Origin of the sequence: Allgaiera indica (assembly GCF_900106675.1) — a bacterium.
Lineage (GTDB): Bacteria > Pseudomonadota > Alphaproteobacteria > Rhodobacterales > Rhodobacteraceae > Acidimangrovimonas > Acidimangrovimonas indica.
Genome location: NZ_FNOB01000003.1, coordinates 226,367 through 237,211, shown reverse-complemented (window position 1 = coordinate 237,211; position 10,845 = coordinate 226,367). Strand labels below are relative to the sequence as shown.

Sequence of the window (10,845 nt, the reverse complement as noted above, 5' to 3'; positions counted from 1 at the left end):
TTGCGTTTCGACATCTCTGATCTCCTTCTCGTCGAAGATCAGCAGACTGCAAATCGTAGCTTATGTCAGTGTCCGAATTTCGGGGGGTAGCTCACCTTGCCACAAGTCCGCGCACCGCCCCCGATATGCTCGCCCACATTCAGAAGCACACCGCTCGCGCAGGCACCCGCACCCTGCAGCGCATCAGTCGAACCACACCGGAGCGATTGGAACTCTTCGATGCCCTGAGGCTGCCAAAATCCGCCCGACCCCGAGCCGCCGCGCCATCTTCATCTATAAATACAACAATATCAAACTCTTAAATGAAATACAGATAAACGCGGGAGACCCAAGTATCAAGAATTATGAGGCGCGGTGAATCCGATGCTTCCATGAGGGAAGCTGAACCGCCCTTTGAGTGAACACTATGCTTTCCTCTACAAACGCCCCGCCTGCAAGCCGTTCAGGCCTCCAATTCGGCGTCCCAATACAGGAAGTCCAACCAGCTTTCATGCAGATGCCCCGGCGGAAAACGTCGGCCGATCATCTGCATGTCCGACGCGCTGGGCTGACGCGGCGGCTTGCGCAGGGTCATACCTACCTGGCGCAGGCTCTTCGAGCCCTTGCGCAGGTTGCACGGCGAACAGGCGGCCACGACATTTTCCCAAGAGGTGATCCCGCCGCGCGCCCGCGGCACAACATGATCGAAGGTCAGGTCCCCCTTGGCGCCGCAATACTGACAGCGGAATTCATCCCTCAGAAAAAGATTGAAGCGCGTGAAGGCCACGCGCTTCTGCGGTTTGATGAATTCTTTCAGCACGACGACGGACGGTATTCGGATTTCGGTCGTCGGACTTCGCACCACGGATTCATATTCCGCCAGAATGGTGACCCGGTCCAGATAGGCCGCCTTGATCGCCTCCTGCCAGGGCCAAAGCGATAGCGGATAATAGCTTAGCGGCCGATAGTCGGCATTCAGGACCAGTGCCGGATACTGCTTTAGCGCAGCCGGTTCCCGCACGAAGGTAGTCCTGAAATCTCCATCCATTGACGCAACCCCTTTTCCGTCCGGCCCCGAAGCGCGCGGCGGGGGCACGGTGGATTGGGCGGGCCGCTCCGCCCAGCTGGAATCAACTATATCTGGCGTTTCCCGCCTGGCAAGCCCCGCAGATGCAGTGGCTTGCGCCTGTGGATAAACGGCCGATGTCACAGCAGAATGACAGATAGCGCCGCCGGGCCGAAAGTCAGCACTCGCCGGGGCCGCCAAGCGCCCGATCAGCCCGGAAGACGCTCGCGCAGGAAGCTCAGCGCCGCGCCCAGACCGTCGGGGGCGATGCCGTGGCCGGTGCCCTTCATGACATGGCCATACACGTCGAAACCGGCTTCCTGCAGCGCGCGTCCGGCCCGGTTCATGTCGTCGAAGGGCACGACATCGTCCTGATCCCCATGCGCCAGCAGGATCGGCGGACGAGAAACCACCTCTGCCGCAAGCGTCTCGGGCCGAAGAAGCCGGCCTGAAAACCCCACGACCGCGGCGAAGGGCTGCGGCCAACGGGGCGCAAGATGCAGGGCCATCATCGTGCCCTGGGAAAAGCCGATCAGCGCGGTCTGGGCTTCGCCTACCCCCTCGGCCGCCATGCGCGCCTGCACGAAGGCGGCCAGATCGGCCTGAGCCTCGGCCATTGCCGCCGCCGCCTCGGCCTCGGACGAGCCGTCGAGCCAGGGGATCGGGAACCATTGCCGGCCAAAAGGATTGCCGCTGCAAGGATCGGGCGCGTCGGGCGCCACGAAGACGGTGCCCGGCAGGTGCGGCGCCAAGGGATCAGCCAGCCCCAGAAGATCGTTGCCGTCCGCGCCATAGCCATGCAGCAGCACCACCAGGCTTGTGCCCTTCTCGGGGCCCTTGCGACCGAATTCCAATGCGCGCGTCATGTGATCCCTTCCCTTTGCCGGACCCGTGCGTAATAGGCCCACATCAGCCGCGCCGCAACGCCGCGCCAGGGGGACCACGCGTCGGCCATGGCACGCAATTCGGCCTCCGACGGTCGGGCCTCGAACCCGAAGATGCCGCGCGCGGCCTCCTGCAGCGCCAGATCACCCGGCGCGAACACATCGGCCCGCCCCAGCGCCAGCATCGCATAGACCTCGGCCGTCCAGCGCCCGATCCCGGGCACCGCGACCAGTGTGGCGACTACTTCCCGGTCCGGCAGCGACCGCAGCGCGTCGAAATCCAGTCCGGCCGCGGCCAGCGCGCGCAGATAGCGCATCTTCGGGCGCGACAGGCCGCAGGCCCGCAGCGCCTCGTCCCCGGCGCCTGCGATCGCCTCGGCCTGTTCAAGCCCCGCAGCCCGCAGCCGCCCCCCGATCGCGCGGGCCGAGGCTACGCTGACCTGCTGGGCCACGATCGCATCGACAAGCGCCCCGAACCCGTCCGGCCGACGCCGCAGCGGCACCTCGCCGGCCACGGCCATCGCCGCCGCAAAACGCGGCTCACGCGTGACCAGCCAGTCCAGCCCCTCGGTGACGCAGGCCGCGCTCTCGATGATCCGCCCGATGCCCATGCCGCTTTTCGTCCTTCATCTTGGTTCAAATACTCCCGCCGGAGGCGAATTGCCCCGGGGGCTCGCGCCAGCGATCGCAGCCCCGCGCAATTTTCGGACTTCACAGTTGTGCGTGTGGCCACTACCGATAGCGCATGACCATGAGCGCCCCCCAAACCGCCCCCCGATCCGATGCCCGCGCCAAGCGTAATGTGACCGTGCTGGTCGCCGCGCAGGCCTTCCTTGGCGCGCAATTGCCGATCAACTTCACCATCGGCGGGCTCGCGGGTCAATCGCTCGCGCCCAATCCCTGCCTCGCGACGCTGCCGATCTCGATGATCGTGATCGGCTCGATGCTGGCGGCAACGCCGATCTCGGCGCTGATGCAGCGGCTGGGTCGGCGGGCGGGGTTCATGCTGGGATCGGTCGGCGGTATGGCGGGGGCGGCGATCTCGTCCTATGCGCTCTACGTCGCCTCGTTCGAGCTGTTCCTGCTGGGCGCGCTGTTCACCGGCATGTACATGTCGGCGCAGAACTTCTACCGCTTTGCCGCGACCGATACCGCCTCGGACGACTTCCGCCCCAAGGCGATTTCCTACGTGATGGCGGGGGGGCTTGCCTCGGCGATCATCGGGCCGCAATTGGTGAAGGCCACGACCGGGGCGCTGGTGGTGCCGTTCCTGGGCAGCTATCTGGCGGTGATCGCGCTGAACCTGGTCGGCATGTGGCTGTTCTTGCTGCTCGACATCCCCAAGCCGCCGGTTCCCGATCACGGTGCGCCGCATGGGCGCACGCGGCGGCAGCTGCTGGCCACGCCGCGCATCGCCGTGGCGGTGATCTGCGCCACGGTATCCTACGCGCTGATGAACCTGGTGATGACCTCGACCCCGCTGGCCGTCGTCGGCTGCGGCTTTCATACCGGGGACGCCGCGAATATCGTCACCGCCCATGTGCTGGCGATGTATGTCCCTTCATTCTTCACTGGCTTCCTGATCACCCGCTTCGGTGTCGAACGGATCATCGCCACCGGGCTGGTGATCCTGGCCGGTGCCGGGCTTGTCGCGATGTCAGGCGTCAACCTGATGCATTTCTACGGCGCCCTGGTCCTTCTGGGGATCGGCTGGAACTTTGGCTTCATCGGCGCGACTTCGATGCTGGCCGGCGCCCATAGGCCGGAAGAGCGCGGCCGGATGCAGGGCCTCAACGACGTGATCGTCTTCGGCGGCGTGACCTTCGCCTCGCTCGCCTCGGGCGGGTTGATGAACTGCTCGGGCGGCACGCCCCAGGCGGGCTGGGAGATGGTCAACATCGCCATGGCGCCGTTCCTGGTCCTTGCCGGCGGGGCGCTGATCTGGCTGGTGCTGCGCCCGAAGGAAGCCTGAACAGCGCCGGCGCGCGCTTCAGCGCAACTTTTCCAATGCCGTCTTCAGCACATCCGAGGCAAAAGCCGCCTCTTCGCTCGCGTTGCCCGCGCCGTCAATCAACTCAGCGGCCTCTTCAAGTATATTGATCACGTCCTGCTTCGTTCGAAGCGACACATAAGGACCGGGGGGAGGAAGCCTGTCGGCGGGCGCAGCCGGTGCCGTGGGGTAATCACAATCGCCCGTGGCGACCTCTGCGACCCGACCTCCGTTCACGCCGAAATAGGCTGCAATATCATGCTGCTTGTCGCCGCGCGCAAGCATCCCCTTGACCAGCTGGGTCTCGCGAAATGAAAATGCCATGGGGCACCCCAAGCACAACCTTTGCCTGTGAAGGTATAAATCCTTTGCGCCTGTAATTGCAAACGCGCGGTTACCAGCGCCCGGAAATCGCCCGCGCCAGCAGCCCCGAGCGCCGGGCGAATTCCGACCGATCCAGCCCGTCCCGCGCCACCGCGTCAGGGTCGCGCAGCACCCGGCGCAGCATGCTGCCCGCGCCGGCCCCTGCCAGCATCGCCGGCAACGCCGCGGCCGGCACCATGCGCCGCCCCCCCCGAGCCCGGGCGATGCGCCCCAGCCCGGCCCGCGCCAGCGCCGCCGGGTCCACGCCCTCGGGCAGCGGCGCCCGCCCGCGCGCCACAAGGGCCGGCACCGCGCGCAGCCAGGCCGCCAGCCCCGCCCCGGTGCCGAAATCGCGCACCACATCGCGCGCCGCCTCTGGCGCACCAAGCGCCCGCGCCGCCAGCCACATCAGATTGCCCGCCGAGGCCTCCAGATGCGCCCAAAGCGCGGCCTCGTCGGCGAAAGGCTGAGCCGCGACATCCCAGCGCCGCGCTGCGATCATCTCGTGAAACGGCCCCATGGGCAGCGCGGCGTCGCGGATCACGCCGGCCAGGGGTATCACCACCTCATGCGCGCGGGGCGGCCGGCCTGCGGCGATCTCTTCCAGCGCCTCGTCCCACCAGGTCAGGCGCATCTCGGCGATCAGCGGCTCGGCCGTCACCCAGGGAGCGCGGGCGATCTCTAGGTTGAAGGCGTAAAGCGGCATCAGCCGCGCCGCCGCCGGGCCGCGCGCGGTGACGAACCGCTCGGGGTCTCCACGTTCGACCAGTGCGGCGCAGGCCTCCAGGCTCATGCCGGGCGCACCCCGTCGCGCACCAGCTTCCAGTTGATGGCGTCCAGCAACGCCTGAAACGAGGCATCGACGATGTTGGCCGACACCCCCACGGTGGACCAGCGCCGCCCCTGGCCATCGGCGCTGTCGATGATGACACGGGTGACGGCCTCGGTCCCGCCCTGGGTGATGCGGACCTTGAAATCGACCAGATGCATGTCGTCGATACAGGCCTGATAGGGACCCAGATCCTTGCCCAGCGCCTTCGACAGCGCATTCACCGGGCCGCGGTCGGCGCCCATCTCGTCCATGCTCTCGGAAACCGACAGCTTCTTCTCGTCGCCGATCTTCACCACCACGACGGCCTCGGACAAGGTCACCATCCGGTCGCGCTTGTTCTTGCGCCGCTCCACCGTCACGCGGTAGCGCTTCACCTCGAAGAAGCGCGGCATCAGGCCCAACTCCTGCCGCGCGACCAGCTCAAAACTTGCCTGCGCGCCATCATAGGCATAGCCCTGATCCTCGCGCGACTTGATCACGTCCAGGATGCGGCCCAACGCCGGATCCTTCGGCGCCACCTCGATCCCCGCGTCCTTGAGGCGCGCGCGCAGGTTCGACTGCCCGGCCTGGTTCGACATCGGAATGACGCGCTCGTTGCCCACCAGACCCGGATCGACATGTTCATAGGTCGAGGGATCCTTGACGATGGCGCTGGCATGCAGCCCCGCCTTGTGCGCAAAGGCCGAGGCACCCACATAGGCGGCCGCGCGCAAGGGCACCCGGTTGAGGATATCGTCAAGCTTGCGGCTTGCCCGCGTCAGGCCCTTCAATGCCTCGCGGCTGACGCCGATCTCGAAGCGGCTGGCATAGGGTTCCTTCAACAAAAGCGTCGGGATCAGCGCGGTCAGGTTGGCGTTGCCGCAGCGTTCTCCCAACCCGTTCAGCGTACCCTGGATCTGGCGCACGCCGGCCTCGACGGCGGCCAGGCTGCCGGCCACCGCGGTTTCGGTATCGTTGTGGCAATGAATCCCCAGCTGTTCGCCGGGGATGCCTTCGGCGATCACCTCGGCCACGATCGCCCGCACCTCGGCGGGCAGCGTGCCGCCGTTGGTGTCGCACAGCACGACCCAACGCGCCCCCGCCCGTTCGGCGGCGCGCAGGCAATCGAGCGCATAATCGCGGTTCGCCTTCCAGCCGTCAAAGAAATGCTCGGCATCGAACAGCGCCTCGCGCCCCTCAGCGACGATATGCGCGACCGAGGCCTCGATGTTCTCGAGGTTCTCCTCCAGCGTCATCCCAAGGGCGGTGGTGACATGGAAATCATGCGTCTTGCCCACCAGACAAACAGCCGGGGTGCCTGCGTTCATCACGCCGGCCAGCACCTCGTCATTCGCGGCCGAGCGCCCCGCGCGCTTGGTCATGCCGAAGGCGGTGAACACGGCCCGGGTCTCGGGCCGCACCGCGAAAAACTCGCTGTCGGTCGGGTTCGCCCCGGGCCAACCGCCCTCGATGTAATCCACACCCAAGCCGTCGAGCATCGCCGCGATCTGCGTCTTCTCGGCGGTCGAGAACTGCACGCCCTGCGTCTGCTGACCGTCCCGCAGGGTCGTGTCGTAGAGATAGAGGCGTTCCCTGGCCATCACGCCGTCCTCCCTTCATCTTGGCGAAAATACTCCGGGGTCCGGGGCAGAGCCCCGGCGCCGCTGTAGGCAGCCTCCCCGCACCTCGGCCCCGATGCGTCCGAACGGCAAACTACTCGGCCCGGGCCGACGGCCCGGGCAGCGCCCGACCCGCCCCCCCACGGGGCGGGCGCTTCACGCCCCCCCCGCGCGTGACCGGCGCTGCCCTCCGTGGTCAGGTCACGGCGGCTCATTCGAGAGCGTCCAGTTTGGCGGGATCGAAGTCAGGCAGGAGCATAGTTTCCGGCCCGGACTTCGTGATCCGCACCTCGACGCCAGCGTCACGCAAAGCCGAGCGCATCGCATCCGCTTCATCATACCTGCGTTCATCACGCAAAGCTTGGATACGTCTTACAATTTGATCGAGAACCGGCGGTATCTCCGCGATCTGCCCCGGTGACACGCCATAGCCCGTCACCAGCGGATCCATACGCCACCATTTTATTTCTTCTGCCTCGCCAAAACCTAAGAACGAAATTGCGGCCTTCAACTCGGAAAGCATGTCCCGGTTAAGAAGGTCGTAGAGGTGGACAATAGCCATGTGTCCGTTCAAATCATCTGCCAGCGCCTGGACCACGGCATCCGGCACGCTCTGCGCAGCCTCGATCCCGTTCGTCGCCCGATACCATTTGGCCAACGTCGCCTTCGCCTGCGCCGCCTTCTCGGCCGTCCAGTCCATAGGCTTCGAGTAATGCGTGCTCAGCATCACGAAGCGGATCACCTCCCCCGGCACGCCCTGCTCCAGGAGATCCCGCACCGTGAAGAAATTCCCCAGGCTCTTGGACATCTTCTTGCCCTCGACCTGCAGCATCTCGTTATGCATCCAGTAGCGCGCCATCTCCTCGGTTCCATTTGCACAGCAGCTTTGTGCGATCTCGTTCTCGTGGTGAGGAAATTGAAGGTCGATACCCCCACCATGAATATCGAAGACATCGCCCAGTAGTGCTTTGGACATAGCGGAGCACTCGATGTGCCAGCCGGGACGCCCTCTCCCCCAGGGGCTGCCCCAGCCGGGCAGATCGTCCGTCGAGGGCTTCCAGAGGACGAAATCCATTGGGTTCCGTTTGTAAGGCGCGACCTCAACCCGAGCACCCGCGATCATGTCATCCAACCACCGGCCTGAAAGCTGCCCGTAACGCTCAAACTTTTGAACTTCAAAAAGCGCATGACTAGAGAGCAATGCTTCACGGTCCGCCAAGACAAATTCTTCCGGCGGGTTGTTGGATTGATCTCGCACGACATAGGCGAACCCCTTGTCGATCAATGTGCTGATCATATCCTTCATGTCGTCGATGTAGTGCGTCGCGCGCGGCTCCTGCGTCGGGCGCAGCGCCCCCAGCGCATCCATGTCGGCGTGATACCAGCCGATGGTCTCGTCGGTCAGGGCGCGGATGATCTCTTCCAGCGACCGTGCGTCGCCCCCTTCGGCCAATGTCGCGGCGCGGGCGTTGATCTTGTCGTCGACGTCGGTAAAGTTGCGCACATAGGTGACGTGATCTGCGCCGTAGACATGGCGCATCAGCCGAAAGAGCGTGTCGAACACCACCACGGGCCGCGCGTTGCCCAGATGGGCGCGGTCATAGACCGTGGGGCCGCAGACATAGATCCGCACATTGTCCGGATCGATCGGATCGAAGCGTTCCTTGCGGCGGGTCTTGGTGTTGTGCAGCCGTATCTCGACCATGACGTTTCCCTTCGCCAAGCTGGCGCCGGCGGGCGTATCAGGTTCGATCTGGCTTTGAAACAGAGGAACGGCCCGCCTGACGATGTCAGCCGGTAATGCAGATGGTGCAGCAGATGCCGTTCGTTTTCATGGCCGCGACGTTACCCGTTTGGCCGCCGCCTGCCAAGGGGGTGCGCGCAGCGGTCAGGGGTAGCTGACCACCTCGTATTCGATCCCGTCGGTATCGTGGAAATAGAACCTCCGGCCGGGTTCGTAATCGGCGTGGGAATGGGCGGTCAGCCCCTCGGCGCGCACCCGTGCCTCGGCGGCATCGAGGTCATCGACCACCACCGCGACATGGTTCAGCCCGCCGCGCAGGCTGTAGCTGTCGTGGTTCGGCACCAGCGCCGCCCCCGCACTGCCGGAAAACAGCGCAAGGTACTGGGCGTCGGTGCCGACATGCACGGTATGCCCGCCGTTCTTCGCCGCCCCCCGCCAGCGCACCCCCCAACCAAACAGCCGCCCCAGCATCGCCGCCGTCGCTTCGGGGTCGGTCACCGTCATGTTCACATGTTCCAGCATCGCAGGCATCGATTCGTCCTTTCCTCTTGGCTTTCGATGCCTGCCTTTGTAATTTCTAAAGTGAACTTGAGATCAAGCATTATTTTCAGGAGCGACCCCATGGCATCCAAGGGCGGACTGGCGATCGGCGATCTGGCGGCGCGTACCGGGCTCGCCGTCTCGGCGATCCGGCATTACGAGACGGTCGGGCTGATCGCGCCCTTGCGCAACGCCGGCGGTCACCGCCGCTATGGGCGCGCCGATATCCGCCGCCTGTCCTTCGTGATGATCGCGCAGCGCCTTGGCTTTCCGCTGGCCCGTATCGCCGAGATCATGGCCGGCCTGCCCGAGGGCCGCCCGCCAACGCGCGAGGACTGGGCCGGCATTTCGGGCGCCTTTCGCCGCGATATCGACGCGAGGATCGCGGCGCTGGCCAGCTTGCGCGACAAGCTGGACGGCTGCATCGGCTGCGGTTGCCTGTCGCTTGACCGCTGCGCACTTTACAATCCCGCCGACCGCGCCGGCCAGCGCGGCCCGGGCCCGCGCTATCTGATGGGCGATGCGCCGGCTGGCTGAGCCCTCCCCACCTTGCCCCGGCCGCGGTTTCGTGATCGCGTGCGCCCCGCAAGGAATGGGAGTCGGGCGATGAAACTGGCACAACGGATCGGGCATATCACCCAGGGCGGCACCGACGGCTGGGAAATCTACTATCGCACCCGCGACATGATCGCGGCGGGCGAGCGGGTGCTGACACTGACCATCGGCGAGCATGACATCGGCACCGACCCCGCGATCCTGAAGGCGATGTACGACAGCGCCTCGGCCGGCAACACCGGCTATGCTTTCGGCCCCGGCAACCAGGATCTGCGCCAGGAAATTGCCGCGCGCGTCCAGGCCCGCACCGGCGTGCCGACCGGCTGGGATAATGTCGTCATCACCCCCGGGGGCCAGGCTGCGCTTTTCGCGATCCATATGGCGCTGCTCGACCAGGGCGACCGGGCGCTTTACTGCGATCCCTATTATGCCACCTACCCCGGCACGATCCGCGCGACCGGTGCCGAAGCGGCGGTGGTGCCGACGCGTTCGGCCGAGGATTTCCTGCCGCAAGAGGCCACGATCCGCGCATTGGCCCAGGGCGCGAAGACATTGCTGATCAACACGCCGAACAACCCCACCGGTGTGATCTATCCCCGCGCCACGCTGGAAGGCATCCGGCGCGCGGTGGAGGCCGAGGATCTGTGGCTGATCTCGGACGAGGTCTACGACACCCAGATCTGGGAGGGCGAGCACCTCAGCCCGCGCGCCCTGCCGGGCATGACCGAGCGCACGATCGTGGTGGGCTCGATGTCGAAAAGCCATGCGATGACCGGCTCTCGCCTGGGCTGGATCGTGGCGCCGACGGAGGTGGCCGAGGCGGTCACCACCCTGACCACCAACACCACCTATGGCGTGCCCGCCTTCATCCAGGACGCGGCGCTTTTCGCGCTGCGCCAGGGGCCGGGGTTCGAGGAAAAGATCGCCGCCCCCTTCCGGCGGCGGCGCGAGATCGCGATGCGGGCGCTGCAGGGCAGTAACGCGATCCGGGTGATCCCGGCCTCGGGGGCGATGTATGTGATGCTCGACATCCGCGCGACGGGGCTCAGCGGCAATGACTTCGCCAACCGGTTGCTCGACGCCGAGCGCATCGCGGTGATGCCGGGCGAAAGTTTCGGCGCGGCCTCGGCCGGGCATGTGCGCGTGGCGCTGACCATCGCCGACGATCTGTTCGAAGAGGCGATCGGGCGGCTGGCTGCATTCGCCGAACGCGCGACGGGCTGAAGCGCCGCGCGCGGGCGGTCCGCCCCTGCGAAGGGCATCTTCGCCAAAGAGGAAGCCCAAAGACGGGGCA

The 10,845-nt window shown here is 65.9% G+C and carries 11 protein-coding genes and 1 pseudogene; 4 read left to right on the top strand and 8 right to left on the bottom strand.

Annotated features, from left to right (window positions below):
- Positions 1-98: 98 nt before the first annotated feature.
- Positions 99-302: pseudogene (locus BLV97_RS21925) on the top strand (hypothetical protein); the annotation flags it as partial.
- A 140-nt stretch (positions 303-442) separates the two neighbouring features.
- Here BLV97_RS21925 and BLV97_RS04340 read toward each other — a convergent pair.
- The 3 genes from BLV97_RS04340 to BLV97_RS04330 all read right to left on the bottom strand — a co-directional run bounded on the left by BLV97_RS04340 (position 443) and on the right by BLV97_RS04330 (position 2,540).
- Positions 443-1,027, bottom strand: a complete 585-nt coding sequence (locus BLV97_RS04340; protein ID WP_035842429.1) for an HNH endonuclease — start codon at positions 1,025-1,027, stop codon at positions 443-445.
- A gap of 227 nt (positions 1,028-1,254) precedes the next feature.
- Positions 1,255-1,911, bottom strand: a complete 657-nt coding sequence (locus BLV97_RS04335) for an alpha/beta hydrolase (RefSeq protein WP_035842427.1) — start codon at positions 1,909-1,911, stop codon at positions 1,255-1,257.
- Positions 1,908-2,540 (bottom strand): DNA-3-methyladenine glycosylase family protein, encoded by a 633-nt coding sequence (locus BLV97_RS04330; RefSeq protein ID WP_035842425.1) that lies wholly within the window; start codon positions 2,538-2,540, stop codon positions 1,908-1,910. Before BLV97_RS04330 ends, BLV97_RS04335 begins: the two co-directional genes overlap by 4 nt.
- Positions 2,541-2,680: 140 nt before the next feature.
- Here BLV97_RS04330 and BLV97_RS04325 point away from each other — a divergent pair, with 140 nt between their 5' ends.
- Complete coding sequence (locus BLV97_RS04325) at positions 2,681-3,901, top strand: MFS transporter (RefSeq protein WP_373296442.1); 1,221 nt, start codon at positions 2,681-2,683, stop codon at positions 3,899-3,901.
- Positions 3,902-3,919: 18 nt separating this feature from the next.
- Here BLV97_RS04325 and BLV97_RS04320 read toward each other — a convergent pair whose 3' ends face one another.
- The 5 genes from BLV97_RS04320 to BLV97_RS04300 all read right to left on the bottom strand — a co-directional run bounded on the left by BLV97_RS04320 (position 3,920) and on the right by BLV97_RS04300 (position 8,987).
- Positions 3,920-4,243 carry a hypothetical protein gene (locus BLV97_RS04320; protein WP_092163961.1) on the bottom strand — a complete coding sequence of 108 codons (324 nt, stop codon included), beginning with the start codon at positions 4,241-4,243 and terminating at the stop codon, positions 3,920-3,922.
- 70 nt (positions 4,244-4,313) lie between these two features.
- Positions 4,314-5,075, bottom strand: a complete 762-nt coding sequence (locus tag BLV97_RS04315) for a squalene/phytoene synthase family protein (protein ID WP_035842360.1) — start codon at positions 5,073-5,075, stop codon at positions 4,314-4,316.
- A complete protein-coding gene (cimA, locus tag BLV97_RS04310; RefSeq protein ID WP_035842358.1) occupies positions 5,072-6,694 on the bottom strand; it encodes a citramalate synthase in 1,623 nt (540 codons plus the stop codon). The genes BLV97_RS04315 and cimA overlap by 4 nt, the downstream gene beginning before the upstream one ends.
- Positions 6,695-6,923: 229 nt before the next feature.
- The gene (locus BLV97_RS04305) at positions 6,924-8,417 is read right to left on the bottom strand and encodes a cysteine--tRNA ligase (RefSeq protein WP_035842356.1); all 1,494 of its coding nucleotides are present in this window, start codon (positions 8,415-8,417) and stop codon (positions 6,924-6,926) included.
- Positions 8,418-8,600: 183 nt separating this feature from the next.
- Entirely contained in the window at positions 8,601-8,987 is a 387-nt protein-coding gene (locus BLV97_RS04300) for a VOC family protein (RefSeq protein ID WP_035842354.1), read from the bottom strand.
- Between the two features lie 90 nt (positions 8,988-9,077).
- Here BLV97_RS04300 and soxR point away from each other — a divergent pair, with 90 nt between their 5' ends.
- Both soxR and BLV97_RS04290 read left to right on the top strand, forming a co-directional pair.
- A complete protein-coding gene (gene soxR, locus BLV97_RS04295) occupies positions 9,078-9,533 on the top strand; it encodes a redox-sensitive transcriptional activator SoxR (protein WP_035842351.1) in 456 nt (151 codons plus the stop codon).
- Between the two features lie 69 nt (positions 9,534-9,602).
- Positions 9,603-10,775 carry a pyridoxal phosphate-dependent aminotransferase gene (locus BLV97_RS04290; RefSeq protein WP_035842349.1) on the top strand — a complete coding sequence of 391 codons (1,173 nt, stop codon included), beginning with the start codon at positions 9,603-9,605 and terminating at the stop codon, positions 10,773-10,775.
- The last annotated feature ends 70 nt before the right edge of the window (positions 10,776-10,845 follow it).